18 protein-coding genes and 2 tRNA genes are annotated in these 26,423 nt (G+C 70.7%); 9 read left to right on the forward strand and 11 right to left on the reverse strand.

Annotation, left to right across the window (positions count from 1 at the left end; translation table 11 throughout):
• The first annotated feature begins 60 nt into the window (after positions 1–60).
• Positions 61–1,554, forward strand: coding sequence for an aldehyde dehydrogenase family protein (locus AC5RUW_RS13315; RefSeq protein ID WP_494161141.1), 1,494 nt, complete (start codon positions 61–63; stop codon positions 1,552–1,554).
• Positions 1,555–1,650: 96 nt separating this feature from the next.
• Here the strand turns inward: AC5RUW_RS13315 and AC5RUW_RS13320 are convergent, their stop codons facing one another.
• Positions 1,651–3,657: an FAD/NAD(P)-binding protein gene (locus AC5RUW_RS13320; RefSeq protein ID WP_494161142.1), complete on the reverse strand. Its 2,007-nt coding sequence runs from the start codon at positions 3,655–3,657 to the stop codon at positions 1,651–1,653.
• A 95-nt stretch (positions 3,658–3,752) separates the two neighbouring features.
• On the opposite strand from AC5RUW_RS13320, the gene AC5RUW_RS13325 reads away from it, so the two are divergent.
• Both AC5RUW_RS13325 and AC5RUW_RS13330 read left to right on the forward strand, forming a co-directional pair.
• On the forward strand, positions 3,753–5,879 hold the full coding sequence (locus AC5RUW_RS13325) for a prolyl oligopeptidase family serine peptidase (protein ID WP_494161143.1): 2,127 nt from the start codon (positions 3,753–3,755) through the stop codon (positions 5,877–5,879).
• Between the two features lie 69 nt (positions 5,880–5,948).
• A tRNA-Ser gene (locus AC5RUW_RS13330) sits at positions 5,949–6,039 on the forward strand.
• Positions 6,040–6,182: 143 nt separating this feature from the next.
• Here AC5RUW_RS13330 and AC5RUW_RS13335 read toward each other — a convergent pair.
• Both AC5RUW_RS13335 and AC5RUW_RS13340 read right to left on the reverse strand, forming a co-directional pair.
• Positions 6,183–6,494 carry a hypothetical protein gene (locus tag AC5RUW_RS13335; RefSeq protein WP_494008278.1) on the reverse strand — a complete coding sequence of 104 codons (312 nt, stop codon included), beginning with the start codon at positions 6,492–6,494 and terminating at the stop codon, positions 6,183–6,185.
• Positions 6,495–6,652: 158 nt separating this feature from the next.
• A complete protein-coding gene (locus tag AC5RUW_RS13340; protein ID WP_494008277.1) occupies positions 6,653–7,279 on the reverse strand; it encodes a hypothetical protein in 627 nt (208 codons plus the stop codon).
• Positions 7,280–7,545: 266 nt separating this feature from the next.
• On the opposite strand from AC5RUW_RS13340, the gene AC5RUW_RS13345 reads away from it, so the two are divergent.
• A complete protein-coding gene (locus tag AC5RUW_RS13345; RefSeq protein WP_494008276.1) occupies positions 7,546–8,439 on the forward strand; it encodes a crotonase/enoyl-CoA hydratase family protein in 894 nt (297 codons plus the stop codon).
• 42 nt (positions 8,440–8,481) lie between these two features.
• Here AC5RUW_RS13345 and AC5RUW_RS13350 read toward each other — a convergent pair whose 3' ends face one another.
• Positions 8,482–10,662: a RecQ family ATP-dependent DNA helicase gene (locus tag AC5RUW_RS13350; RefSeq protein ID WP_494008275.1), complete on the reverse strand. Its 2,181-nt coding sequence runs from the start codon at positions 10,660–10,662 to the stop codon at positions 8,482–8,484.
• A gap of 142 nt (positions 10,663–10,804) precedes the next feature.
• Here AC5RUW_RS13350 and AC5RUW_RS13355 point away from each other — a divergent pair, with 142 nt between their 5' ends.
• Entirely contained in the window at positions 10,805–12,211 is a 1,407-nt protein-coding gene (locus tag AC5RUW_RS13355; RefSeq protein ID WP_494161144.1) for a phosphomannomutase/phosphoglucomutase, read from the forward strand.
• Between the two features lie 2 nt (positions 12,212–12,213).
• Complete coding sequence (locus AC5RUW_RS13360; RefSeq protein ID WP_494008273.1) at positions 12,214–12,672, forward strand: hypothetical protein; 459 nt, start codon at positions 12,214–12,216, stop codon at positions 12,670–12,672.
• Between the two features lie 71 nt (positions 12,673–12,743).
• Here AC5RUW_RS13360 and AC5RUW_RS13365 read toward each other — a convergent pair whose 3' ends face one another.
• Positions 12,744–14,357: a long-chain-fatty-acid--CoA ligase gene (locus AC5RUW_RS13365; protein ID WP_494161145.1), complete on the reverse strand. Its 1,614-nt coding sequence runs from the start codon at positions 14,355–14,357 to the stop codon at positions 12,744–12,746.
• 168 nt (positions 14,358–14,525) lie between these two features.
• On the opposite strand from AC5RUW_RS13365, the gene AC5RUW_RS13370 reads away from it, so the two are divergent.
• Entirely contained in the window at positions 14,526–15,821 is a 1,296-nt protein-coding gene (locus AC5RUW_RS13370; protein ID WP_494161146.1) for a TetR/AcrR family transcriptional regulator, read from the forward strand.
• A 50-nt stretch (positions 15,822–15,871) separates the two neighbouring features.
• Here AC5RUW_RS13370 and AC5RUW_RS13375 read toward each other — a convergent pair whose 3' ends face one another.
• Entirely contained in the window at positions 15,872–17,377 is a 1,506-nt protein-coding gene (locus AC5RUW_RS13375; RefSeq protein ID WP_494161147.1) for an aldehyde dehydrogenase family protein, read from the reverse strand.
• Between the two features lie 233 nt (positions 17,378–17,610).
• Between AC5RUW_RS13375 and AC5RUW_RS13380 the strand changes: the two genes are divergently transcribed.
• Complete coding sequence (locus AC5RUW_RS13380; protein WP_494161148.1) at positions 17,611–18,261, forward strand: TetR/AcrR family transcriptional regulator; 651 nt, start codon at positions 17,611–17,613, stop codon at positions 18,259–18,261.
• 10 nt (positions 18,262–18,271) lie between these two features.
• On the opposite strand, the gene AC5RUW_RS13385 is transcribed toward AC5RUW_RS13380, so the two are convergent.
• From AC5RUW_RS13385 to AC5RUW_RS13405, 5 genes are all read right to left on the reverse strand, one after another.
• Positions 18,272–19,255 carry an NAD(P)H-dependent flavin oxidoreductase gene (locus AC5RUW_RS13385; protein WP_494161149.1) on the reverse strand — a complete coding sequence of 328 codons (984 nt, stop codon included), beginning with the start codon at positions 19,253–19,255 and terminating at the stop codon, positions 18,272–18,274.
• A gap of 25 nt (positions 19,256–19,280) precedes the next feature.
• Complete coding sequence (locus AC5RUW_RS13390) at positions 19,281–21,455, reverse strand: 3-hydroxyacyl-CoA dehydrogenase NAD-binding domain-containing protein (protein WP_494161150.1); 2,175 nt, start codon at positions 21,453–21,455, stop codon at positions 19,281–19,283.
• 18 nt (positions 21,456–21,473) lie between these two features.
• Positions 21,474–22,685: an acetyl-CoA C-acetyltransferase gene (locus AC5RUW_RS13395; protein WP_494008266.1), complete on the reverse strand. Its 1,212-nt coding sequence runs from the start codon at positions 22,683–22,685 to the stop codon at positions 21,474–21,476.
• Between the two features lie 52 nt (positions 22,686–22,737).
• The gene (locus AC5RUW_RS13400; protein WP_494008265.1) at positions 22,738–23,892 is read right to left on the reverse strand and encodes an acyl-CoA dehydrogenase family protein; all 1,155 of its coding nucleotides are present in this window, start codon (positions 23,890–23,892) and stop codon (positions 22,738–22,740) included.
• Positions 23,893–24,061: 169 nt separating this feature from the next.
• The gene (locus AC5RUW_RS13405; protein WP_494008264.1) at positions 24,062–25,951 is read right to left on the reverse strand and encodes a phosphoenolpyruvate carboxykinase (GTP); all 1,890 of its coding nucleotides are present in this window, start codon (positions 25,949–25,951) and stop codon (positions 24,062–24,064) included.
• Between the two features lie 303 nt (positions 25,952–26,254).
• Between AC5RUW_RS13405 and AC5RUW_RS13410 the strand changes: the two genes are divergently transcribed.
• Positions 26,255–26,330, forward strand: a tRNA-Arg gene (locus AC5RUW_RS13410).
• Positions 26,331–26,423 lie beyond the last annotated feature (93 nt).

Below are 26,423 nucleotides of genomic sequence, written 5' to 3' on the forward strand. Positions count from 1 at the left end.
GCCCGCCCCGCGGGTTGACACGACCACAGGCCGTTACCCAACCCCACAAGGAGATGGCTCATGACAACCCAGGTCGCATCGACCAACCCGGCAGAGACCGGCTGGATTCCCGCTGAGCAGTTCATCGGCGGACAGTGGCGTGAAGGCCGCTCGGAGAAGGTCCTCACCGACACCAACCCCTTCACCGGGCAGGACCTGCTCACCATGCGCCAGGCCTCCCGCGAGGACCTCCACGAGGCGTACACCGCCGCCGCCGAAGCGCAGAAGCAGTGGGCGGCGCAGCCCCCCGCCGCCCGCCGCAAGGTCATCGAGCGCGCCGCCGAAATCCTCGACGAGCGCCGGGACGAGATCATCGCCTGGCTGGCCGCCGAGTCCGGTTCCACGGTGCTGAAGTCGAACATCGAGGTGGACTCCGCCATCGCGATCACCCGCGAGTCGGCCACCTTCCCGCACCGCGTCAGCGGCCGCATCCTCGACTCCGACGTGCCCGGCAAGGAAGCCCGCGTGTACCGCGGCCCGCTCGGCGTCGTCGGGGTCATCAGCCCCTGGAACTTCCCGCTGCACCTTTCCGAGCGCTCGGTGGCGCCGGCGCTGGCCCTCGGCAACGCCGTCGTCCTGAAGCCGGCCAGCGACACCCCCGTGACCGGCGGGCTGATCCTGGCCAAGGTGTTCGAGGAGGCCGGCCTGCCCGCCGGCGTGCTGAGCGTCGTCGTCGGCTCCGGTTCGGAGATCGGCGACGCATTCGTGGAGCACCCGGTGCCGAAGCTGATCTCCTTCACCGGCTCCACTCCGGTGGGCAAGAACGTCGGTGCCCTGGCTGCCAGCGGCGCCACGCTCAAGCACGTGGCGCTGGAACTGGGCGGCAACGGCCCGTTCGTGGTGCTCGCCGATGCGGACGTCGACCAGGCCGTCCGGGCCGCGGCGATGGGCAAGTTCCTGCACCAGGGCCAGATCTGCATGGCGATCAACCGGATCATCGTCGAGGCCCCGGTCTACGACGAGTTCGTCGAGAAGTTCGCCGCCCATGTGCGCGGCATCAAGGCCGGCGACCCGACCGACCCGCAGAACGTGGTGGGCCCGATCATCAACGCCGGCCAGCTCGAAGGCCTGCAGGAGAAGATCCGCCTCGCGCAGGAGGAAGGCGCCCGGCTGGTCGTCGAGGGCTCCGTGGACGGACAGGTCCTCTCCCCGTACGTGTTCGCCGATGTCACCAACGACATGGAGCTGGCCCGGGAGGAGATCTTCGGCCCGATCGCCGGCATCCAGCGCGCCGACGACGCCGAGCACGCCCTGGCCCTGGCCAACGACACCGATCTCGGCCTCTCCAGCGCCGTGTTCACCTCCGACCTGGACCGCGGCGTCGAGTTCGCCAAGCGCATGCGCGCCGGCATGACCCACGTCAACGACATCACCGTCCAGGACGAGTCGCACATCGCGTTCGGCGGAGAGAAGAACTCCGGGCTCGGCCGCTTCAACGGCGAGTGGGCGCTGGAGGAATTCACCACCGACCACACCATCACCATCCAGCGCACTCCGCGCCAGTACCCGATCTAGCCACCGGCACCACACCGGCAGCACATGACGACGGCGGCCCGTTCCCCCGAAGGGAGCGGGCCGCCGTCGTACGTTCGGACCAGGCGGCCCCGCCCGTCAGGAAACGGTCAGCGACGCGGACCCGTGTCGGCCGGCGGCGTCGGCTTCCTGCTGCGCCTGTCCGCCATCGGCACCGGCCAGCAGCGCGGCGGCGATGTCGTCGGCGTCGCGCAGGGTGCGTGAGCCGGCGGCGGCCGGCGCCCCGGCCTCCGCGGCGATCGCGGTACCCCACTGCACCGAGGACAGCTGCAGGCCCAGCACGTACAGGTTCTGCTGCGGTTCGCCGCTGACACCCACCGGCCGGTACGGCGGCGGCGTGACATCAAGGCCGGGGGTCAGCACCGGGGTGCCGGCGGCGGACATCATCACCTTGGGCCGGGCCAGCCCGTCCCGCAGCAGCGAGCCGAGCAGCGGGCTGCCGGTGCGCTCGACCCGGTTGGGCGGCATCATCGCCTCCAGCAGCACACGGGCGGTGTGCCGGGTGCCGACCCAGGGCGACGCCGCGGTGAACAGCCCGGCGGCCTCGTCGACGTCGAACCGCGGGTCCGGGCCGACGAAGTGCACCAGCCCGGCGCGGGTCAGCGCGGCCAGCTGCTCGATCCGCTGCGGCGGGGGCCCGCTGGCCAGGCCTTCGACCAGCGGCTCGAACCAGCCACGCAGCTCGGCGAGCCAGGATTCCTCGGCCAGGCCGCCGTCGGCCACCACTTCCTTCAGGACGCTGCGGCCGGCGTTGAACGCGCCGATCGCCATCTTCAGCGGGTCGTCCTCCCCGGCGGCCGAGCCCGCGGCGTCGTCCTCGAGATACGCCAGCACCGCGGCGTCGAGCTCCTCGGCGCCGGCGTAGGGCCGGCGGCCCAGCGGCTGGGCGAGGGCCTCGAGGTTGGTGCGGTGGGCGTCCGGTACATACCGCCCGAGCACGTCCTCCTTGGCGGCGTCCCAGGCGGGGCCGGGAACATCCAGCGCGGCCTGCAGCTCGGTGAGGAAGTCCGAAGCACCGCCGCGCAGGACCCCGGGCCGGACCCGGGCCAGCGTGCCGTAGTAGGCCCAGACCGCATCCCGGTGCAGCAGCGGCCAGAGGTCATGGTCGAAACCCGGGTTCAGGCCGCGCCGGGTCAGCCGCGACGCGGCCTCCCGGGCCAGGTACCGCAGCCGGACGCTGCGGGGGATGTAGCTGTCCAGCAGCGCCTTGGCCCGGTAGGGCGTGCCGCGGCGGGAAGCGGCCAGCAGCAGCGGTTCCCGCCCGGAGGCCTCGTAGCGCAGGGCACGGCCCGGGCCGTGGCCGGTGGGCAGGAAACGGCCCCCGCGGCCTTCGGTGACCTGCACCATCAGGTCGAAGAAGTTCAGGCCGAGCCCGCGCACCAGCACCGGTTCGCCCTCGGGCAGCCGGGAAAAGTCGACGTCGCCCGGAACCGCGGGCGGAAAGTAGTCCAGGCCGTGCCGCTGCGCTGCGGCCCGCAGCCGCTCCTGCTCCGCGCTCAGGTCCGCCGGCACGTGCCCCAGGGCGAGCACGACGGCGTCGGCGTCAAGCTGCGCGCCGCCGGACAGCTCCACGGTGAACCCGGCGCCCCGCCGCTGCAGGTGCAGCGCCTCGGCCCGTTCGTGGCGCAGTTCGACGCCGCCGGCCCGGGCGGCGTCGAGCAGCCGGTGCCAGGTCCACTGCAGGTAGCGGCCGTACAGGGCGCGGCTGGGGAAGTCGGCGGAGGTGAGCCCGGCGAGCTCCGCCCGGTCTCCGTCGCTGAGCTGCGGGGCCGGGGCCGAGCGCATCAGCTCCCGCCATCCGTCAAAGGACAGCCCGGCCGGCGACGGCGGCATCTCCGCGGCGGTGGGCCCGGCCGGCACCACGGTGGGAAACAGGGCAGGCGTGTTCATCAGGAACAGCCGGGACTGGTCGGTGCGCCAGACATGGCCGGGCCCGGGGTCGTAAGGGTCCACCAGGACTATCCGCAGGGCGGGCCGCGCCGCCTCGGGCAGCACCCGGCGCCGGGAGAGCAGGCGGTCCACCACGGAGAGTCCCCGCGGTCCGGCGCCGACGACGGCGATCCGGGTGATCTGCGTGTTCTCCATGCTCCTAGGGTATCCGCCGCCACAGCGTCGTCGGCCGCCGCCGGCACGGACGCAGGCTCGTCCGGAGCGGCCGCCGGCGCCCCTAGGATGGGCACATGAGCACACCGACCGGCCCCGCAGCAGACCAGGCAGCCGAGGATGAATTCCTCTGGCTGGAGGACATCCACGGCGACCGCCAGCTCGACTGGGTGCGCAGCCGCAACGAGCGGACCGAACAGCTGCTCTCCCGCACCGGATTCGAGCGGACCGAGCAGCGCCTGCTCGAGGTCCTCGACTCCAGTGACCGGATTCCCATGGTCGCCAAGCGCGGGGACTGGTACTACAACTTCTGGCGCGACGGCGAGCATCCCCGCGGCCTGTGGCGGCGCACCGACTGGCAGAGCTACCGTGACGGCTCCCCGCAGTGGCAGGTGCTGCTCGACATCGACGAACTCAGCCGCAGCGAAGGCACCGAATGGGTCTGGGGCGGGGCCCGGTTCCTGCACCCGGCCGACGGCGGGCCCTACCGCCGCGCCCTGGTGGTCCTCTCCCCCGACGGCGGCGACGCCTCCCGGTACCGGGAGTTCGACGTCGAGGACCTCGGCTTCGTGCCCGGCGGCTTCGACATTCCCACCGCCAAGAGCCAGGTCAGCTGGGCGGGCCCGGACGCCCTGCACGTGGGCACCGACTTCGGGCCGGGCTCCATGACCACCTCGTCGTATCCGCGCACCGCGCGGCTGCTGCGCCGCGGGCAGGCGCTGGACAGCGCCGAGCTGGAGTTCGACGTCCCGGCCGATCACATGATGGCGTACGTGGCGCGGGACCAGACCCCCGGGTTTGAGCGGGACATCGCCGTGGACATCATCGACTTCTACCGCAGCCGCAGCTTCCTGCGCCGCGACGGCGGGTGGGTGCGGATCGAGGTGCCGGAGGACGTTACGGTCGACCTGCACCGGCAGTGGCTGCTGATGCGTCCGCGCACCGACTGGGAGGCCGGGGGCACCGTCCATCCCGCCGGATCACTGCTGGCCGCGGATCTGGAGGCCTTCCTGGCCGGAGACCGTGACCTGCAGGTCCTGTTCCGGCCCGATCCGGAAACCTCCCTGCAGTCCTGGAGCTGGACCCGGGACTTCCTGCTGCTGAACCTGCTGCGCAACGTCAGCAGCGACATCCAGGTCATCGACCCGGCCTCGGGGTGGCGGGCCCGCACGCTGGAGGCCTGCCCGCCGCTGCACAGCGTGGACGCCTACGCGGTTGACGACGAGGACGAGGCCGCCGGCAACGACTACTGGCTGGTCAGCACCGGGTTCCTCACCCCTTCCACCCTCTCCCGCGGGGCCCTGGGCGCCGACGCCGCCGAGCCGGAGATCATCCGCACTTCCCCCGCCTACTTCGACACCGCCGACTACACGGTGGAACAGCACTTCGCGGAGTCCGCAGACGGAACCCGGGTGCCCTACTTCCAGGTCGCGCCGCGCAGCCTGGTGCTCGACGGCGCCAACCCCACCCTGCTCAACGGTTACGGAGGCTTCGAAGCCTCACTGACCCCTGCGTACAGCGGCGTGGTGGGCCGCGGCTGGCTCGAACGCCGCACGACCGGGCGCGACGGCCTCGAACGCCGCGGCGTGTATGTCCTGGCGAATATTCGCGGCGGCGGCGAATACGGGCCGGACTGGCACCGGGCAGCGCTGCAGGCCAACCGGCACCGCGCCTACGAGGACTTCGCCGCCGTGGCCGAGGACCTGATCCGCCGGAAGGTGACGTCCAGGGAGCATCTGGGCTGCACCGGACGCAGCAACGGCGGCCTGCTGGTCGGCAATATGCTGACCACCTACCCGCACCTGTTCGGCGCCGTCTCCTGCGGAGTTCCGCTGCTGGACATGCGCCGCTACACCAAGCTCTCCGCCGGGTATTCGTGGATCGCGGAGTACGGAGATCCGGACGAGCCGGAACAGTGGGAGTTCATCCGCACGTTCTCTCCCTACCATCTGCTCAGGCCCGGCACCGACTATCCGCCGACGCTCATCTGGACCGCCACCAGCGATGACCGGGTGGGGCCGGTGCAGGCCCGCAAGATGGCCGCCCGCATGGAGGCCCTCGGCGTGGACAGGGTGTGGTTCCATGAAGCGCTGGAAGGCGGCCACGCCGGCGCGGCGGACAACCGGCAGGCGGCCCGGATGCATGCCATGTCCTACGAATTCCTGTGGGAAGCCCTCACGGGAGGCCTGGCGGGAGCCCGGTAGCGACGTTTTGGCCTTCAGCCCGATCTGCGGGTAGGCTGGACAGGCTGGCAACTTGCGCCGGCGGCAACTGGAGACGTGCCAGAGCGGCCGAATGGGCTTCACTGCTAATGAAGTGCGGGCCTAAAGCCCGCCGGGGGTTCAAATCCCCCCGTCTCCGCCAGACAAAGGAAGGCCCCCGGGAAACCGGGGGCCTTCCTTCATGTTTAAGCGGCTGCGTGCCCGGCAAAGCGGCCGGAGGCTGCGTCGCAGATGAGTTCACCTCGGCCAGCCGGCCCGGAGGCCCCGGGCCAGGGCGGGAAAAGCCTAGGGAAGCGTGTCTCCGTGGTCCAGCGCCCCGGCCAGCCTGGCGGCAAGCAGTGCCTGCTCCCGGTCATGCCGGGCCCGGTCAAGTTCCCACTCCGCGGACTCGACGGCTGCTTCGGCCATGGCCACCGCCTCCAGGTGCACCTCGGCAGGGAGGGCTGCAGCCGGACCGGGATGACCTGCGCCGGACACATGCTCACCCGCCGGGCGGAGATCCACGGTGTAGTCGAGGCACTGCAGGATCAACGGATACGCCGATCCCGGCCCGACGGGGCCGTGCGCAGGGATGGGCGAAATGGGGGTTTGGGTCAAACAGGTTCCTGACGATTGCAGGATAAGAAATAACGCCGGTCTGAGGCCCGGCCCACAGTTATCCAAGTGGTGGCTGCCGTTCGCGGCAGCGCCTAATAGGGCGACGGTACCCTGCCCGGGTTGATTAAGCCACCACTGAAGTTGACAGTCAGGGAGGGCTAAAAGTCTTCAGGCCGCAGGTTCTGCGCCCATCGGCTGATCTCGGCGTCGTCCGGAAGCGGGGCATCCGGGTGCGGCTTGGCTGGATCCGCTCCGCGCCCGGCGTCCGGCTCGCCTGTTGCGCCCGGACGGGGCGGCTCCGGTGCCGGGCGGTCAGCCGAGGCGGGCTCTGCAGCGGGAACATCGGCGCCGGCAGGCGGGGCAGCCGCGCCGGTCCCTGCACGGGCGGCGCTGTCCGGCGAGGACGCCGGCGGCTGGTCCGCCCGGTTCTGCGGCTGCGGCTGCGGATGGGCAGCCAGGCTGGTGACCGCCACGCTGGCGGCACGCAGCCCGGAGCCAGTGAACTGGGCGTAGAGCTTGACGGCCTTGACAGCCTGTCCCTGGGCGATGGCGGCGTATACCTGCCGGTGCTGCTCGGGCTCCAGCAGCCGGGCGGCTTCACGGGCTGTCTGCGCCGACGCGCCGGCCGGGAGCTTCGGCTTCTGGACCTGCCCTGCGGCCTGGGCGCCCGCCTCGGGCCGCGGGTCGGCGGCCGGGCTCTCGTGCCGCTTCTTCCGCGCCCGATCCATCAGGAAATTCACAAGCAGGATCGCAGCAACGAACAGGACGATCACGACAAACTCCATACTTCGATCCTAGTAGCGGTTGGCGGCCGCAGGCGCCCGTCCGGCCCTTCCGGAGGCGATTGTCCCGCCACAGTTTGGTTACGGCGGCCCGGCTCCGCCTCCCGGCGGCGCGCTCCCCGCCCGAGGCGGTCCGGTCCAGGCCGGGCCGTGGGTAAGCTGTCCCACATCCGGCCACCGCCGGACGTTCCACCGTGCGGGCCGCCGGTCCGCCGTCTGCCCGCTTCCCGCTGCCGCCTCGTCGGCGCGGAACGACCCTGGAGCTCTCCATGTCCTCTCTGCCGCCGCCGCTGCCCGCCGATCAGGGTCCCGCCGTCGGGCCCGGTGCCTGCCTTCGCCGGGAGGACGGGGAAGCACTGCGTGCCCTGCGGGTGTCCGTGGCCGCGGGCGTGGCCGAGGTGCAGCTGCTGGGTCCCGGACCGGGCAACGCCATGGGGCCGGACTTCTGGGCCGAGCTGCCGCTGGTCTTCGACCGGATCAGCGCCGACGAGGACGTCCGCGCGGTGCTGGTCCACGGTTCCGGCGGCAACTTCAGCTACGGGCTCGACCTGGCCGCGATGGCTCCGGTCTTTGCGCCTGCCCTGCGTTCCGGCCCGCCGGACGCCCGGCAGCGCGAGGAGTTCCGGCGGCGGATCGCCGCCCTGCAGGACGCCGTCACCTCGGTGGCCCGGTGCGCCAAGCCGGTGATCGCCGCCGTGGACGGCTGGTGCATTGGCGGCGGGGTGGATGTCATCGCCGCCGCAGACATCCGCATCGCCTCCCCGGCGGCGAAATTCAGCATCAGGGAGGTCAAAGTGGCCATCGTGGCCGACCTGGGGTCACTCCAGCGGCTGCCGGACATCATCGGCGAGGGGCCAACCCGCCACCTGGCCCTCACCGGGGAGGATTTCGACGCCGCCCGGGCGCTCACCCTCGGCCTGATCACCGAAACGGCCGAGGATGTCCTCTCCCGGGGCCGGGAGCTCGCCGCGTCGGTGGCCGCCAATCCGCCGCTGGTGGTGCAGGGCGTCAAGCAGGTGTTGAACCAGCGGGTCGGCCCCCAGGTGCAGGCCGGACTGGACTACGTACAGGTGTGGAACAGCGCCTTCCTGCCCAGCGCCGACTTCGCGGAGGCTGCCGAGGCCTTTGCCGGGCGGCGGGCCCCGATCTACCGCGGCCGGTAGCCCGGCCTGTCCTGGCCGGCGGGGCCGGGGGCAGCCGACTGCCTAGGCTTTCAGCGCCAGGACAAACGGCAGCACCGCGGAGGCTCCGGCCTGCCGCAGCACCCGCCCGGCTTCGGTAAGGGTCCATCGGCTGTCTGCGAAGTCGTCCACGAGCAGCACCGGCCCCGGGTTGGCGGCGAACCATTCCGCGCCGCCCGCCGGCACCGCGAACCGCTCCCACACCGCGGCCAGCCGGAAGGCGCTGTTGCCCCCGGAGGAGCCCTGCGGCCCGCCGTTCACAGCCTGCAGCTCCCCGAGGTAAGGCAGCCGGCCGAGCTCCGAGATGCCCCGGGCCAGCGAGCCGACCAGGGCCGGCCGGGACCGGGACGGGATGCTCACGACCGCGACGGGGCGCTCGGCCCAGCCCCACTGCGCCAGTACCTGGACGCAGCCCTGCACCAGGGCCCGGTCCACTTCGGTGTCCGGGGCGCCCGGGGCGAACAGCTCCCTGAGCCGGCCGCCCCAGCCGAGGTCGGTGAGCCGGGCCAGGGCGCGGCCGGGCTGCACCACGGCGTCGGGCTTGATCTTGCCCTTGGCCGGAATGCCCAGCCGGTCCATGCCGGTGGGATACATGCCGCGAGGGTCGATCTCCACCCCCACCTTCTCGAGCGCCTGCGCGGCATCCTGCCGGGCGTCGTCGGCCACGGCGTCGGAGAACCAGGCGCCGGCGCAGTTGTCGCAGCGCCCGCACGGCGCCGCCGCCGGATCATCGAGCTGGCGGGAGAGGAACTCCATCCGGCAGCCGGCGGTGGTTTCGTAGTCCAGCATGGCCTGCTGCTCGCGGACCCGGGCCGCGGAGATCCGCTCATAACGTTCCCGGTCGTAGTGCCAGGGACGCCCGGTGGCCTGCCAGCCGCCGCCCACCTTCTCCACCGCACCGTCCACGGCGAGCACCTTCAGCAGCAGCTCCAGCGGCGAGCGCTTCAGGTCGACCCGGGTCTCCAGAGCGGCGGTGGACAGGACCGCCCCGCCGGCCAGCTCCGCCAGGACCGCGTTGGCGGGCTGTTCGGCGGGCATGGACGCGGTGGCGAAGTACTCCCAGATGTCCTTGTCCTCGGCTCCGGGCAGCAGCAGGACGTCGGCGTTCGGGGTGCCGCGGCCGGCGCGGCCGACCTGCTGGTAGTAGGCCACCGGCGACGACGGCGCCCCCAGGTGCACCACGAAGCCCAGGTCCGGCTTGTCGAAGCCCATGCCCAGGGCGCTGGTGGCCACCAGCGCCTTGACCTCGTTGGCCTTCAGGGCCGCTTCTGCGGCCTCCCGCTCGGCGGGGTCGGTGCGGCCGGTGTAGGACAGCACCCGATGCCCGGCCTTCTGCAGCAGCCGGGCGGTGTCTTCGGCGGCGGAGACGGTGAGCGTGTAGATGATGCCGCTGCCCGGAAGGTCCCCGAGGTGGGTAAGCAGCCAGGCCAGCCGCGCCCGCGGGTTGGGCAGCCGGAGTACACCGAGCCGCAGCGAATCCCGGGCCAGGGCGCCGCGGATGGTGTAGACGTCTTCGCCGCCGGCGGCCAGCTGCTCCTCCACGTCCGCCACCACGCGGGAGTTGGCCGTGGCGGTGGTGGCCAGCACCGGCACCGTGGCGGGCAGCTGCTCGATCAGGCTGCGGATCCGCCGGTAGTCCGGACGGAAGTCGTGGCCCCAGTCGGAGATGCAGTGCGCCTCATCGATCACCAGCAGCCCGGACCGGGCGATCAGCTCGGGCAGGTGCTGCTCACGGAAGGACGGGTTGTTCAGCCGCTCCGGGGAGACGAGGAGGACGTCGACGTCGTCGGCTGCCAGGCGGGCGGAGATGTCCTGCCATTCGAGCTGGTTGGCGGAGTTGATCGCCGCCGCCCGCACCCCGGCCCGTTCGGCGGCGGCCACCTGATCCCGCATCAGGGCCAGCAGCGGGGAGACGATCAGGGTGGGGCCCGCCCCGCGGGCCCGCAGCAGCAGGCTGGCCACGAAGTAGACGGCGGACTTGCCCCAGCCCGTGCGCTGCACCACCAGCGCCCGCCGGCCGCCCTGGACCAGTGCCTCGATGGCCTCGTACTGGCCGGGGTGGAAGTCGGCGGAGTCGTTGCCGACCAGCGCCCGCAGCCGGGTGACGGCCTCCGCACGCAGCTGCGGGCCGGCCGCGGCCGGGTTAGGAGCGGCGGGATCGGCTCCGGCGTGTTCGTTTCCTGCAGTGTCCTCGGCGGTGTCCATGCCATCCACTATTCCAGCCCCGCCTGACAGTTTCGTCCCGGTCCAGGTCCGGCTGTGGACGGCTGCCGCAGGCGTGCCCCGGGGCGGCGGGCCGGCGGGCGCGCCGGGCGTGGCACGGAACCGGGCCTATAGACTGCATCAGGTGAACAGTGCAATCGACCTCTCGGCATCCTTCAAGGCCTACGACGTGCGCGGCGTGGTGGGCGAGACCATCACCCCGGACAGCGTCCGGGCCGTCGGCGCGGCCTTCGTGGACGTGCTGGGCCTTCAGGGACAGACCGTCCTGGTGGGCGGGGACATGCGCCCCTCCTCCCCGGAGTTCATCAAGGATTTCGCCGACGGCGCCACCGCCCGCGGCGCGAACGTCCTGCTCCTGGACCTGATCTCCACCGATGAGCTGTACTACGCCTGCGGCGTGCTGGACATGCCCGGCGTGACCTTCACCGCCAGCCACAACCCGGCCCAGTACAACGGCATCAAGATGGCGCGCGCCGGTGCCGTGCCGATCTCCGCCGATTCCGGGCTCAAGGACATCCAGGCCCGTGCCGAGCACTACCTGGCCGAGGGCAGCATCCCCGCCGCCGCCGTCCGCGGCACGATCAGCGTCCGGGACATCCTGGCCGACTACGCCGGCTATCTGCGCAGCCTGGTCGACCTGTCCGGGATCCGGCCGCTGATGGTCGTGGTAGACGCCGGCAACGGCATGGCCGGGATGACCACCCCCGCCGTCCTGGGCGACACCATCCTGCCCGCGCTGCCGCTGGACATCGTGCCGCTGTACTTCGAACTTGACGGTTCCTTCCCCAACCATCCGGCCAACCCGCTCGAGCCGGAAAACCTGCGGGACCTGCAGGCTGCCGTCGTCGCCCACGGCGCGGACATCGGGCTGGCCTTCGACGGCGACGCCGACCGCTGCTTCGTCATCGACGAAAAGGGCGAGCCGGTCAGCCCCTCGGCGATCACCGCCCTGGTGGCCCGCCGCGAGATCGGCCGGGCGCGGGCCGCCGGCGAGCAGACCCCGGTGGTCATCCACAACTGCATCACCTCCCGCGCCGTGCCCGAGCTGGTCGCGCGTGAGGGCGGCAGGGCCGTGAGCACCCGCGTGGGCCACTCCTTCATCAAGGCCGTCATGGCCAGCGAGCAGGCGATCTTCGGCGGGGAGCACTCGGCCCACTACTACTTCCGCGACTTCTACAACGCCGACACCGGCATGCTGGCGGCCATGCACGTGCTGGCCGCCCTGGGCGAGCAGCCCCGGGCGCTTTCGGACCTGGCCCGCGAATACGAGCCGTACTTCGCCTCCGGGGAGATCAACTCGGTGGTGGAGGACGTTCCCGCGGCGGTGGCCCGGGTACGCGGCGAATTTGAACGTGAGGGCGTGAGCATCGACGCCACCGACGGGTTGACTTTCACTTCCGATGACGGAAAGTGGTGGTTCAACCTGCGCCCCTCCAACACGGAGCCGTTCCTGCGGCTGAACGCGGAGGCGGAGGACCTGCCCACCATGGAGCAGGTCCGCGACCGTGTCCTCAAACTGGTAAGGAGCTGAGAATGGCCGATCCCGAGCTGAACGGCGAGGTGGAAGACGACCAGGTCCAGGAGGACCTCAACGCCCTGGTGGGCACCGCCCTGGGGGTAGCCCAGGAGCAGCTGGAGGCGGTGGGTGCGTTCCTGCCGGCGGCCCTGGCCGTGCAGAAGGAGGACGGCGAGCTGCGGATGATCGCGGTCTCCCCCGAGGAGAGCGACGAGGAGCTCGACGCCGACGCCATGATCGGGGACCTCTACACCGTCCTGCTGGAGCAGCGCGACCAGTACCGCGCCGTCGCGGTCTTCTCCGACGTGCACCTGCCCGAGGAGCAGACCGACGGCATCCACGTGGTCACTGAACACTCCGCCGGCGTCTGCATCGGCGCCGTCCAGCCGTACTCCGAGCAGGACGGCGAATGGACCTTCGCCGACCCGCAGTGGGAATCCGGCGACCCGCGGATCTGGGCCGATCCCGAGGACTGACCGAACCCGCGCCGAAGCCTGCGGCACCGTGCACCGGCACGGCTGCCGCAGGCTTCCGCGCGTTCCGGGGCCTACCCCGCCGGCTGCCGGAGCGAATCCGGGGCGGCGGGAACGCTGCGCAGCTGGTTCTTGACGACCTTGCCGCCGGCATTGCGCGGCAGCTCATCCACGAACACCAGGTCCTTCGGGTGCTTGAACCGCGCCAGCCGGCCGTCGAGCCAGGCGGACAGCTCGTCGGCCGTCAGCGACGCCCCGGGCGCGAGCACCACCGCCGCAACCGGGACCTCGCCCCACTTCTCGTTGGGCCGGCCGTAGACCGCGGCCTCCTGCACGGCGGGATGCGCGAAGAGCGCGTTTTCGATCTCCATGCAGTAGATGTTCTCCCCGCCGGAGATGATCATGTCCTTGACCCGGTCCACCACCCAGATGAAGCCGTCCGCGTCCTGGCGCACCAGGTCACCGGAGTGGAACCAGCCGCCCGCGAAGGCCTCCGCCGTTTCCGCGGGCTTGCGCCAGTAGCCGCTCATCATGTTGGGGCCGCGGTAGACGATCTCTCCGACCTCGCCGGTCGCCACATCGTTCATCGCCGGATCCACGATCCGGTACTGCATGGTGGGAATGGGCTGCCCCACGGAGCCCAGCTTGCGGCGGGAATCGGTTCCCCGCAGCACGCAGGTGATCGGTGACATCTCGGTCTGCCCGAACACCGCCACGTTCATCGCATTCGGAAAGGACTCCTCCATGGCCTGCAGGACACTGTCCGACGCCGGTGCGGCGCCCCAGCTGACGACCCGCAGGGCCAGGTCCCGGTCCTTCAGCCCCGGCTGGGCGCAGATCATCTGCCACTGCGTGGGCACGTTGAAGACGACGGTGGCGCGCTCCTGCTCCCAGGCGTCGATGATGGCCGCGGGGTTGAAGGCACCCAGCGGGTGGATCACGGTGGGAATGCCGAGCAGGAAGTTCGGGGCGATCGAACCGAAGCCGGCGATGTGGAACATGGGCGCCGTAAGGAACGCGACGTCGTCCTCCGTGAACACGGCGTTGGACCGGATGCAGGTCAGCGACTGGGCCTGCAGGTTCAGGTGGTCCAGCATGGCGCCCTTGGGCCGGCCGGTGGTGCCCGAGGTGTACATGATCAGCGCCGTGGTGTCCTCGGGAACATCCGGCGGTTCATAGCCCTCCGGGTCTTCCCCGACGAGGTCGTCGAAGGCCTCGGCGCCGTCCCCCGCCGGCCCGCCGACGACGATCATCCGTGTGATGCGCGACGTGATGGCCGCGACGGCCGCCGCCAGTGGAAGCAGGACCGATTCGACCACCAGGACATCGGCGTCGGCATCGTCGAAGATGTAGGCCAGCTCCGGCGGCGAGAGCCGGACGTTGACCGGCACCGCCATGGCCCCCAGCTGGTTGATCCCGAACACGGCCTCCGCCGTTTCCGGCCGGTTCAGGGTCAGCAGCAGCACCCGGTCCCCGAACTGCACGCCGCGCCGCTGCAGGGCGGCGGCAAACGCCGTCGACCGTTCATGCACCTGGCGCCAGGTCACGGTGTCTCCCATGAACCGGAAGGCGGTGGCGTCGGGTTTCATGCGGGCGTGGCCGGCGATCTGGTTCATCCAGTGACTGCGGCGGTACCGGGATCCGATGCCGGCGGGCACGGATTCGGTCGGGGCGGCGCTGGTAGTCATCGCGATCCCTTTCATACGGCGGTGTATGGGGCCGGCCGGGCGCGGCCGCAGACGGATTGTCGGATCAGTATGCAGGAAAAGCCCCGCGGCGTCAGCCCCTTTTGTTAACCGTGATTCACCTCTGCGGGCAGGTATTCCCGGCCTCTTCGGCGGGCTAGGCTGGGGCGCATGCCGCTGCCCGCAAAACCCCGTGCCGTCCCGGAACCGCCCGCGGTCCGGGCCGCACGGCCCAGGAACCGCCGCCTGCTCATCGCCCGGGCCGCGGCGCTGGCCTTCAGCGAGCGCGGCTACCACGGGGTGAGCATGGAGGAGATCGCCGCCGAGGTCGGCATCTCTGCACCGGCGCTCTACCGGCACTATTCGGGCAAGTACCAGCTCTTCCTGGAAGCCGCGCTGCAGATGGTGCAGCAGCTCCTGGACGCCACGGCCGAGGACGCGCTGCCGGCGGCTGCCGGCCCCGAGGAACGGCTGGAGCACCTGGTGGACGCCGTGATCGCCGTGACCCTGGCCAACCGCGGCACCGGCAGCATCTATCGGCACGAAGCCCGCTATCTCAGCGCCGCCGACCACGCCCGGCTGTGGGCCCGGTTCGACGAGCTGACCCGCCGCGTGCTGGTACCGCTGACCGCCGTCCGGCCGCAGCTCACCGAGTCGCAGGCCCGCTTCCTGGCCGTCGGGGCCTTCGGCATGATCGCCAGCATCACCGCCCACCACACGGTGCTGGCTCCGCGCCGGATCGAAGCCGTCCTGCGCGCATCGGCGGCAGCGGTGCTGCGTTTTCCCCCACCGGATGAGGAATGCGGCGGCGGGAACCAGCGGTACGGCTCCGGCAGGTTCGGGGAACCGGGCCGTTCCAACGGGGCCGGCACGGCCGGCGCTTCCGCCGGCTCGACGGAGGCACCGCCCGCCCCGCCGCGGAAGGAACTGCTGCTCACGCAGGCTGTGCGGCTGTTCTACCGGAAGGGCTACCGGGAGGCCGGCATCGAAGAGGTGGGAGCCGCCGCTGGGGTGACGGCCTCAGCCGTGTACCGCCACTTTCCCGGGAAGTCCGCCCTGCTGCTGCATGCCTGCCACCGGGCCGCGGACCGGCTGGCCGCGGCCACCGCCGAGGCGCTGGCTCCCGCGCACGGCCCGGAGGAGGCGCTGGTGGCCCTCATCGGCGCCTACGTGCGGCACACCTTCGCCCATCACGAACTGATGTTCGTCTACTTTGCGGACGCCCTTAACCTTTCCGAGGCGGAACGGGCCCAGCTGCGGATCCTGCAGCGCCGGCACATCCGTATCTGGGTCGGGCTCCTGGCCCGGCTGCGCCCGGAGCTCGGGGCGGCGGAGGTCCGCTTCCTGGTTCACGGCGCCTTGAACATGACCGCCGATCTGGGCCGCTTCACCCGTTTTGACCAGTCAGCGGCCAACCGGGAACGGATCACCGGCCTGATCCTGCAGGCGCTGGGAGTTCCCGGCTGACCACGGCACGCCGGACGACAGGGCGCCGCAGCCGCCCCGGCCGCCGGACGTCAGCGTGGGCCGGTCCGGCGGCGCCGGCTGCCGTGCAGCAGGCCGAGCATGGTGCGGGCGATCCTCATGTCCCGCTCCGGCCGGCGCATCCGCAGCAGGTCCAGGGGCGGGGAGAAGAGCTGCTCGGTCATCGCCTTGGGCACGCTGAACTCCCGCAGCCCGTCCGCCCCGTGGATCCGCCCGAATCCGGAGTCCTTGACGCCGCCGAACGGCAGCGCACCGATGGCGGCGAAGCCCAGCACGGAATTCACCGTCACCACCCCGGCCTCGAGCCGCGCGGCCAGACTCCGGGCGGCGGCCCGGCTGCCGCTGAAGATGGAGGCGCCCAGCCCGTAGCTGGTCGCGTTCGCCCGGTCCACGGCTTCATCCATGTCCTCCACCGGATTCACGACGACGACGGGGCCGAAGGTCTCCCGGCGCACCGCCTCACTGCTTTCCGGAACCCCGGTCAGCACGACGGCCTCGATCGTCCGGTCCTCCCGGACGGAGTCGGGGCCGCCCAGCACCGCGCGTCCGCCGGCTTCGAGCGCGGCGTTGATGTGCCCGGCCACGACGTCCACCTGGGCGGGGAGGGTCATCGGCCCGTAGTCCGCTCCGGTCCCCGCTCCGGCCACCAGGCCCCGGCTTTTCGACACCATCAGATCCAGGAACGGCTCGTATACGGCCCGGTCCACGTAGACGCGCTCGACTCCCGCGCACGTCTGTCCGGCATTGCCCATGGCCCCGAAAACCGCGGCGGAGGCCGCGGCCTCCAGGTCGGCGTCGGCGGTAACGAGCATGGCGTCCTTGCCGCCGCACTCGGCCACCAGCGGCGTGAGCGTTTCGGCGCAGGCGGCCATCACCTGCTTCGCGGTGGCCGTGGAGCCGGTGAAGGCAATCTTGTCGCAGCCGGAGCGGGTCAGTTCCCGCCCCGTTTCCCCTCCCCCGGTGACCACTTGGAAGACCCGCTGGCCGCGGCCGATCTGCTGCCATTTCCGCTCGATCCACAACGCTGTTCCGGGCGTCAGGTCGCTGGGTTTGAAGACCACCGCGTTGCCGGCGGCCAGGGCGTAGGCGATGGAGCCCATCGGGGTGTACAGGGGATAGTTCCACGGGCCGATGACGCCGACGACGCCGTACGGCTCGTAGCCCAGCGTGGCGAGCTGGTTCGCGGCGACCAGGCCGGCGGGGCGCATCCGCCGGCGCAGTACCCGCCCGGCGTGCCTTGAGGCCCAGTCCAGGTGGCCCAGGGCGAGCATGATCTCGAGGACTGCGTCGTCCACGGGCTTGCCGGTCTCCGCCGCCATGACCGCCGCGAGCTCGTCGGCGTCGTCGGCAATCGCGGTCTTCCAGGCCTGCAGCAGTTCCTTCCGCCCCGCGAAGCCCTTCTCCCGCCACCATCGGGCCGCTTCGGCCGCCCGGGCGACGGCGGGTGCCACCGCGCGGGGTCCGTCGCTGCGGCCGGCCGCGGGGGCCGGTGCGGTGGCTTCGAGGGGGGACGGGATGCTCTGCGCTGTGCTGCTCATGGGGCCGCTCCTGTGTCGGGGATGTTCCTTGCGAGGCGGACGGCGGCACCTTGGATGTTAACCGCCGTTCACAGGCTGGGTCCGAGGGTACGGCCGGCGCCGCACCCGGACAAGGGTGCCCCGAAACCCGGTGCACCGCTGCGGCGGGCCGCGCCGGGGCGGTATGCCGGATTCGGAGCGGTAGGGGCTAGATTCGGAGGAAGAACGCCCCTGAAGCAGATGTGGATTCCTCCGTGAGCCTTTCCTCCGACGCCGGACCGGCCAAGAAGTCCTCCCTCACCCGCGAGCGCATCCTCGACGCCGCCGCGCACGTGCTCAGCCGCAAGGGCTATGCCGGAACCCGGCTGACCGACGTCGCCGCCCAGGCCGGCGTGCAGGCTCCGGCCATCTACTATTACTTCCCCTCCCGCGACGGGCTGATCGAGGAGGTCATGTGGGTGGGGGTGTTCCGGGTCCATCAGCACGTCCGCGGGGTCCTGGCCGGGCTGCCGGCTTCCGCGTCGGCTATGGAGCGCATCCTGGCCGCGGTGGAGGCCCACCTGCGCTACGAACTGCAGATCTCGGACTACACCACCGCGTCCATCCGCAATGCGGGGCAGGTGCCGGAGCAGCTGCGCACCCGCCCGGCGGCGGAGGAGGCGGCGTACAGCCGGATCTGGACCGGGCTGCTGCGGCAGGCGGCGGAGGCGGGCGAGCTGCGGCCGGGCCTCGACGTGAACGTCTCCAGGCTGCTGCTGCTGGGGTCGATGAACTGGGCCGCGGAGTGGTGGAATCCGCACACCCGATCGCTGGAGGACCTGGTGAAGGCCTCGCAGGACATGGTCCGTTACGGCATGGGCAACCCGGCGTCGTTCGGTGCCGGTGGTGCCGGCGATCAGGCCTGAGCGGGCCGGCTCAGGCGCTGACCCCGGGAACGAACAGGGCCAGCCGTTCGCGCAGCACGGCCTCGGCCTGCTGTACAACCCGGCGGACCACCTCTCCCGCCGCCGGGATGTCGTGGATGAGTCCCTGCGCCATGCCCACGCTCCAGATCCCTGCCTCGACGTCGCCGGTCTCGAAGACCCGCCGGCCGCGGGCGCCGGCCACCAGTTCGCGTACCGCCGGGAAGTCCCCGCCGTCGTTCAGGACGCGCACCACTTCGCGGCTCACGCTGTTGGCGGCGACCCGTGCCGTGTTGTTCAGGGTCCGGAAGATCAGTTCGGTGTCCCGCTCGTCCGCCGCGACGATCCGGTCCTTGACGGCAGGGCTGATCGGGGACTCTTCGGTGCACATGAAACGGGTGCCCATGTTGATGCCGTCGGCGCCCAGCACCAGGGCGGCGGCCAGTCCCCGGCCGTCGGCGAACCCGCCGGAGGCGATGAACGGAATCTCCAGCGCATCGGCGGCGGCCGGCACCAGGACCAGGCCGGGAATGTCATCTTCGCCGGGATGGCCCGCGCATTCGAAGCCGTCGATGCTCACCGCATCCACGCCCACCGCCTGGGCCTTGAGCGCGTGCCGGACGCTGGTGCATTTGTGGATGACCCGCACGCCGCGGTCCCGGAACATCTCCATGTGCGGCTCGGGATTGGAACCGGCGGTTTCCACGATGGTGACGCCGGCGTCGACGATCGCCCGGCGGTACTCGTCGTAGGGCGGCGGGGAGATGGAGGGCAGGATGGTCAGGTTCACCCCGAACGGCTTGTCCGTCAAAGCCCGCGCGCGCTCAATTTCTCGGACCAGGTCCGCCGGGGTGGGCTGGGTCAGGGCGGTGATCATGCCCAGGCCGCCGGCTTCGCTGACGGCCGCGGCCAGCTCGGCGCGGCCCACCCACATCATGCCGCCCTGCACCACCGGGTGCTCAATCCCGAAGGTCCGGGTGAATCGTGTGCTCAGCATGGTCTGTCCTGTCCGTCGTCGTAAGCTATGCCGGAATGGGCGGGGCGTCGGCCTGTTCCAGCAGTGATGTCGGCGGCGTGAAACGGCTGCCGTACTTCTCCGCCAGGTCGCGGGCACGGGCCACGAAGCCGGGCAGCCCGCCGGGGTATTGGTGCATGTAGCGCACCACCCCGCCGGTCCAGGCCGGGAAGCCGATGCCGTACAGCGAGCCGATGTTGGCGTCGGCGGCGCTGTCCAGCACGCCGGCGTCGAAGCAGCGCACGGTCTCCAGCGCCTCGGCGAACAGCATCCGTTCCTGCAGGTCGATCAGCGGGATCTCGCGGCTGCCTGAGCCGAACTCGGTGCGCAGCCCGGGCCAGAGGCCCACCCGCCGGCCGTCGTCGTCGTAGTCATAGAAACCGGCGCCGGTGGAGCGCCCGCGGCGGCCCAGCCCGTCCACCATCCGGTCGATGACGGTCTCGGCGGGGTGCGCCTGCCACCGCTTTCCCTCGGCTTCCTCCGCCGTCCGGGTTTCCCGCCGAATCCGCTGGGTCAGGCTCAGTGTCAGCTCATCGAGCAGGGCCAGCGCCCCGGCCGGGTAGCCGGCCTGCAGCGCCGCCTGCTCCACACTGCTTGGTTCGACGCCTTCACCGACCGCGGCAACCGCCTCGGAGATGAAGGTGCCGATAACCCTGGAGGTGAAGAACCCGCGGCCGTCGTTAACCACGATCGGCGTCTTGCGGATCTGCAGGACGAAGTCGAAGACCTTCGCCAGGACCTCGTCGGAGGTGTGCCGGCCGCGCACGATCTCCACCAGCGGCATCTTGTCCACGGGTGAGAAGAAGTGGATGCCGATGAAGTCGCTGCGCCGCTTCACTGCTTCGGAAAGCAGGGTGATCGGCAGGGTGGAGGTGTTCGAGCCCAGCACCGCGTCCGGAGCAACCAGGTCTTCGATCTCCCGGAACACCTGCATTTTCACTTCCGGGCTTTCGAACACCGCCTCGATGACGATGTCCGCGCCGGCCAGGTCCGCCGGGTCCGTGCTGGGGCGGATTCGAGCGAGCAGCGCCGCCGAAGCTTCGGCGCTGGTGCGCCCGGCGGCGACGGCCTTCGCCTCGAGGCCCTCCGCGTACTGCTTGCCTTTCGCGGCGGCGTCGAGGCTGACATCGCGCAGGACGACGTCGATGCCCGCCTTCGCGGCCACATAGGCGATGGCGGCGCCCATCATTCCGGCGCCCAGGACACCCAGCTTGGCCGCGGTGAACTGCGGGTAGCCGGCCGGCCGGCTGGCGCCCGAGGAAATGGACTGCAGGTCGAAGAAGAAGGCGGAGATCATGTTCTTGGCGACCTGCCCGTTGGTCAGGTGCACCAGGTAGCGGGTCTCGATGGCGCAGGCCGTGTCGAAGTCCACCCAGGCGCCTTCGACGGCGGCGGCGAGGGCCGCGCGCGGGGCCGGAAGCGGGGCGCCCTTGAGCCGGCGCCGCAGGTTGGCCGGCAGCGCCGGAAGCATCGCCGCCACGGAAGGGGCGGCCGGGCCGCCGCCGGGTATCCGGAAGCCCTTTTCGTCCCAAGGTTTGGTGGGGGCGGGGTGGGCGGCGATCCAGGCGCGGGCCGCCGGTTCCAGTTCCTCCACTGCGTCCACGACCTCATCGATCAGTCCCAGCTCGAGCGCCTGTTGCGGGGTGAACCGCCGGGCCGGCAGGATCACGTCGGTGAGGGCCTTCTGCAGCCCGAGCATCCGTACGGTCCGGCTGATGCCGCCGCCGCCGGGCAGCAGGCCCAGGCTGACTTCGGGCAGGCCGAACCGGACGCCCGGCAGGTCCGCGGCGATCCGGTGGTGGGCGGCCAGGGCGATTTCCAGGCCGCCGCCCAGGGCGGTGCCGTTGAGGACCGCCACCACCGGCCTGCCCAGGGTCTCCAGCCGGCGCAGGTCCGCCTTGACCGCATTGATGTGCTGCGTCTGTTCGGCGGAGCGGGCTGGATCGGCGGAGCTGAGCCGGTTCAGGTCTCCGCCGGCGAACCAGCTGTTCTTGGCCGAGGCCAGCAGGACGCCGGTGATGGTCTCCCGCTCGGCCTCGAGCCGGTCGACGACGGCGGTCAGGGACTCGGCCCAGGCGTCGTTCATGGTGTTGACGTTGCTGTCCGGGTCGTCCATGGTCAGGGTGATGACGCCGTCGTCGCCGCGCTGCCAGTGGATCGCCGTGCTGCTGCCGTCCTGCATGGGAGTCTCCTTCATTGCTCAGACGCGCTCGATGATGGCGGCGATGCCCATCCCGGCACCGACGCAGAGGGTGGCGAGGCCGCGGCGCAGGTCACGACGTTCCAGCTCGTCGAGGAGCGTGCCCAGGATGATGGCGCCGGTGGCCCCGAGCGGATGGCCCATGGCGATCGCTCCGCCGTTGACGTTGACCTTCTCGGCGGGAATGGCCAGGTCCCGCATCCACTTGAGCACGACGGCGGCGAACGCCTCGTTGAGTTCGAACAGGTCGATGTCGCCGACGTCGAGGCCCGCCCTGGCCAGGACCTTGCGGGTGGCGGGGGTGGGGCCGGTGAGCATGATCGTCGGTTCGCTGCCGACGACGGCGGTCGCGGTGATGCGGGCCCGCGGGGCCATGCCCGCGGCACGGCCCGCTGCCGCGCTGCCGATGGCCAGCAGCGCGGCGCCGTCCACGATGCCCGAGGAGTTGCCGGCGGTGTGCACGTGCCGGATGCGCTCCACGGCGTGGTACTTCTGCAGCGCCACCGCGTCGAAGCCGCCGCGCCCGCCGAGCGTTTCGAAGGCCGGCGGCAGCTGGGCCAGGGACTCGACCGTGGTTCCCGGGCGCATGTGCTCGTCGGCGGCCAGCAGGGTCACTCCGTTGATGTCCCGGACGGGCACCACGGACCGGGAGAACCACCCGTTGGCCCAGGCCTTCGCCGCCCGGTCCTGGGACAGGGCGGCGAACCCGTCGACGTCCGCCCGGCTGAAGCCCTCGATCGTGGCGATCAGGTCGGCCGAGATCCCCTGCGGCACGAAGTAGTTGTCGTAGGCCGTGGTCGGGTCCTGCGCGTAGGGGCCGCCGTCGGAGCCGAGCGGCACCCGGGACATGGATTCCACCCCGCCGGCCAGGACCAGGGACTCCCATCCGCTGGCCACCTTGGAGGCGGCGAGGTTCACCGCTTCCAGTCCCGAGGCGCAGAACCGGTTGACCTGGACGCCCGGCACCGACTCGGGCAGTCCCGCGACCAGCCCCGCCGCCCTCGGCAGGTCGCCGCCCTGCTCCCCGACGGGCGAGACCACGCCGAGGATGACGTCGTCCACCGCCTCCGGATCCAGGCCGGGATTGCGGGACTGCACTTCCCGGAGCAGGCCGGCGGCCAGGTCCACCGGTTTGACGCTGTGCAGGGCGCCGTCCTTGTTCCTGCCGCGCGGGGTCCGCAGCGCATCGTAGATATAGACGTCTTCAGGCATGTGCGGTTCTCCGGTTCCGGCTGGTGGCGGGGGATGAAGGTGGCACGGGCGGTTACAGGCCCATGCTCCGGCCGACGATCTCTTTCATGATTTCGGTGGTGCCGCCGTAGATGGTGCTGATCCGGGCATCCTCGAAGTCCCGGGCGATGCGGTATTCGCGCATGTAGCCGTAGCCGCCGAACAGCTGCAGGCAGCGGTTCACGGCGTCCACGTACTGCTCGGTGCACCACCATTTGGCGGCCGCGGCTTCCTCCGCGCCCAGCTCGCCGGCGACGTGGCGGGCGATGCAGTCGTCAATGTAGGTGCGGCTGACCAGGACGGCGGTTCGGATTTCGGCGAGGATAAACCGGGAGTTCTGGAAGGAGCCGATCGGCCGGCCGAAGGCGGTGCGTTCCTTCACGTAGTCAAGGGTCCGTTCGAGCACTCCTTCGGTGGCTGCCACCGCCGCGGCCGCGATGGACAGCCGTTCCTGCGGCAGGTTCGCCATCAGTCCGGGGAACCCTGCTCCTTCCTCGCCGAGCAGGTTTTCCACCGGCACCCGGACGTCGGTGAAGTGCAGTTCGCTGGTGTCCTGGGCGTGCAGGCCGATTTTGTCCAGGTTCCGTCCGCGGGAGAAGCCCTCGCTGTCCGCCTCCACCACGAACAGGCTCAGGCCGCGGTGCCGATCCGGGGAGGTGCGCGCGGCCACCACCACCAGGTCGCAGTTCTGCCCGTTGGAGATGAAGGTCTTGGAGCCGTTGAGGACGTACGCGTCGCCGTCGCGCACGGCGGTGGTGCGGATGCCGGCCAGGTCGCTGCCGGTGCCGGGCTCGGTCATGGCGACGGCGGTGACGGATTCGCCCGCCGCGATGCCGGGCAGCCACCGCTGCTTCTGCTCCTCGGTGGTGAGGTCCAGGAAGTAGGGGAACACGATGTCGTTCTGCAGGGCGATGCAGGCCAGCCCGGAGCTGACCGGATGGCGGGCGAGCTCCTCGCCCATCACGGCGTTGAAGCGGAAGTCGTCCATCCCGGCGCCGCCGTACTCCTCCGGAATGGCGAAGCCGAGGATGCCCGCTTCGGCGGCTTCGGCGAATACCCACCGGTCGACCTTGCCTTCAGCGTCCCACCGCTCGGCGTTGGGGCGCCCGTGCTTCTCGGCGAAGTGGTGGACGATGTCTCGGAACGCCTCGTGATCGGCGTCGTAGATGCTCCGCTGGGGCTGCTTCATTGGTCCATCCGATCCTCGCTGATCCGGCGGTGTGGGATCAGTGTAGGAACGGACGACGTTTTTTACAACGGATTAAAAAACAGACCACGTGGCACCCGTCCGGCACCGGGGTTAAACGGGTGGTGGCCCCTGCCGAAACCGGCAGGGGCCACCAGGCAGGCGGGCGAAGCTACGCTGCGGCGGCGAAGCGCTCGCGCAGTTCGGCCAGCCGGTCCTTCAGCTGCTCAGGCAGGGATTCGCCGAACTGGGCGTACCACTCCTCGATTCCGGCGAGCTCGGCGCCCCATTCCTCCGGATCGACGCGGACGGCCACCTCGACGTCGGCCGGGGTCATGTCCAGGCCGGTCAGGTCCAGCGCGTCTCCGGTGGGCACGTAGCCGATCGGGGTTTCAACGGCGTCGGCCTTGCCTTCCAGTCGCTCCACGACCCACTTCAGGACGCGGGAGTTGTCGCCGAAGCCGGGCCAGGCGAAGCCGCCGTCGGCGGTGCGGCGGAACCAGTTGACCAGGAAGATCTTCGGCAGCTTCTCCTGGTTGGCCTTGCTGCTGAGCTCGATCCAGTGGCGCAGGTAGTCACCGGCGTCGTACCCGATGAAGGGCAGCATGGCCATCGGGTCGCGGCGCACGACGCCGACCTGGCCGGCGGCGGCCGCGGTGGTCTCGGAGGAGAGCGTGGAGCCCATGAAGATGCCGCTGGCCCAGTCGCGGGCCTGGGTCACCAGCGGAACCGTGGTCTTGCGCCGTCCGCCGAACAGGATGGCCGAGATCGGCACCCCGTTCGGGGAGTGGTACTCCTCGGCCAGCATGTCGATCTGGTCGATCGGGGTGCAGAACCGGGAGTTCGGGTGCGCGGCCGGGTGGCCGGCGTCGGGCGTCCACTCATTGCCGCGCCAGTCCGTCAGGTGTGCCGGCACCTCGTCGGTCATACCCTCCCACCAGACGCCGCCGTCGTCGGTGAGCGCGACGTTGGTGAAGATGGAGTTGCCCTTGGCGATGGCACGCATGGCGTTGGGGTTGGTGCTCCAGCCGGTGCCGGGGGCGACGCCGAACAGGCCCGCCTCCGGGTTGACGGCGCGCAGTTCGCCGTCCTTGCCGAAGCGCATCCAGGTGATGTCATCGCCCAGCGTCTCGGCCTTCCAGCCTTCCACCGTCGGGTCGAGCAGGGCCAGGTTGGTCTTGCCGCAGGCGGACGGGAAGGCCGCGGAGATGTAGTAGTTCTTCTGCTCGGGGCTGGTGAGCTTCAGGATGAGCATGTGCTCGGCCAGCCAGCCCTCGTCGCGCGCCATGACGGAGGCGATGCGCAGGGCGTAGCACTTCTTGCCGAGCAGGGCGTTGCCGCCGTAGCCGGAGCCGTAGGACCAGATGGAGCGGTCCTCGGGGAAGTGCACGATCCACTTCTCGTCGCTGCAGGGCCAGGGCACGTCCTGCTCGCCCTCGGCCAGCGGCGCACCCACGGAGTGCAGGGCGGGGACGAAGAACGCGTCCAGCTCCTCCATCTTGCGCAGCACGTCGGTGCCGATGCGGGCCATGATGCGCATGGAGGCGACCACGTAGGCGCTGTCGGTGATCTCCACACCGAACTTGGGATCGTCGGCCTCGAGGTGGCCCATGACGAACGGAATGACGTACATGGTGCGGCCGCGCATGGAGCCGGAGAACAGGCCCTTGAGCTTCTCGCGCATCTTGGCCGGTTCCATCCAGTTGTTGGTGAAACCTGCGTCCTCTTCCTTTTCGGAGCAGATGAAGGTCTGCTCCTCGACGCGGGCCACATCCTTGGGATCGGAGAAGGCCGCGAAGGAGTTGGGGAACTTCTCCTGGTTCAGGCGGATCAGCGTGCCGGACTCGACCAGCTCGTCGGTCAGCACCTTGTTTTCCTCTGCGGATCCGTTGACCCAGTACACGCGGTCCGGCTGCGTCAGCTCGGCGACTTCCCGTACCCAGTCCAGCAGGGCACGGTGGGTGGTGGGAGCGGAGGCTCCCTCAGTGGTCCGCTCCGGCGCGGCCGGAGCAGCGTTCTTGCCGTCCTCATCGAGAACTAGCTGACGCGCGTCATCGCCCATGACTCTTCCCTTCGTTGGGTCAGTGGTGTGTTCCGATGCTAGTTGTCCGCCCTGTGACGGCTGAGACAAAGGTGTTACTAATGCCCCGTGATCCCCTCCACGTTCCTTGAAATTCCGGGGTTTCGCCCCCTCCCCGCCCCTGCTCGTGTGACTAAGGTCATATAGACCGGTCTAGTTCCACAGGTCACACTCTCTCGATTAGGTGTTTGTTCCAGAACCCCGTATAGTTGATGAAGGCCGAGCGGCCCGGGAAGTTTTTGACAGACCGGACGCCGGAACGGAAAATTGAAGAATATTCCGAATGCGTGCGTAGCTCAACGGATAGAGCATCTGACTACGGATCAGAAGGTTGGGGGTTCGAATCCCTTCGCGCGCACCACACAGACCCCGTCTGCACTGGTTTCCACCAGTCAGGCGGGGTTTTTCGTTATCCACCTGCATCCCCTCCCTTGTGCCGCCCTTCGCCCGGCTG

It is taken from the genome of Arthrobacter sp. Y3222053, from assembly GCF_059092805.1.

Excerpts from the sequence above, each read along its gene's own strand:
- AC5RUW_RS13315 (WP_494161141.1), top strand. The coding sequence starts at position 61 with ATGACAACCCAGGTCGCATCGACCAACCCGGCAGAGACCGGCTGGATT.
- AC5RUW_RS13320 (WP_494161142.1), bottom strand. The coding sequence starts at position 3,657 with ATGGAGAACACGCAGATCACCCGGATCGCCGTCGTCGGCGCCGGACCG.
- AC5RUW_RS13325 (WP_494161143.1), top strand. The coding sequence starts at position 3,753 with ATGAGCACACCGACCGGCCCCGCAGCAGACCAGGCAGCCGAGGATGAA.
- AC5RUW_RS13340 (WP_494008277.1), bottom strand. The coding sequence starts at position 7,279 with ATGGAGTTTGTCGTGATCGTCCTGTTCGTTGCTGCGATCCTGCTTGTG.
- AC5RUW_RS13345 (WP_494008276.1), top strand. The coding sequence starts at position 7,546 with ATGTCCTCTCTGCCGCCGCCGCTGCCCGCCGATCAGGGTCCCGCCGTC.
- AC5RUW_RS13350 (WP_494008275.1), bottom strand. The coding sequence starts at position 10,662 with ATGGACACCGCCGAGGACACTGCAGGAAACGAACACGCCGGAGCCGAT.
- AC5RUW_RS13360 (WP_494008273.1), top strand. The coding sequence starts at position 12,214 with ATGGCCGATCCCGAGCTGAACGGCGAGGTGGAAGACGACCAGGTCCAG.
- AC5RUW_RS13365 (WP_494161145.1), bottom strand. The coding sequence starts at position 14,357 with ATGACTACCAGCGCCGCCCCGACCGAATCCGTGCCCGCCGGCATCGGA.
- AC5RUW_RS13370 (WP_494161146.1), top strand. The coding sequence starts at position 14,526 with ATGCCGCTGCCCGCAAAACCCCGTGCCGTCCCGGAACCGCCCGCGGTC.
- AC5RUW_RS13375 (WP_494161147.1), bottom strand. The coding sequence starts at position 17,377 with ATGAGCAGCACAGCGCAGAGCATCCCGTCCCCCCTCGAAGCCACCGCA.
- AC5RUW_RS13385 (WP_494161149.1), bottom strand. The coding sequence starts at position 19,255 with ATGCTGAGCACACGATTCACCCGGACCTTCGGGATTGAGCACCCGGTG.
- AC5RUW_RS13390 (WP_494161150.1), bottom strand. The coding sequence starts at position 21,455 with ATGCAGGACGGCAGCAGCACGGCGATCCACTGGCAGCGCGGCGACGAC.
- AC5RUW_RS13395 (WP_494008266.1), bottom strand. The coding sequence starts at position 22,685 with ATGCCTGAAGACGTCTATATCTACGATGCGCTGCGGACCCCGCGCGGC.
- AC5RUW_RS13400 (WP_494008265.1), bottom strand. The coding sequence starts at position 23,892 with ATGAAGCAGCCCCAGCGGAGCATCTACGACGCCGATCACGAGGCGTTC.
- AC5RUW_RS13405 (WP_494008264.1), bottom strand. The coding sequence starts at position 25,951 with ATGGGCGATGACGCGCGTCAGCTAGTTCTCGATGAGGACGGCAAGAAC.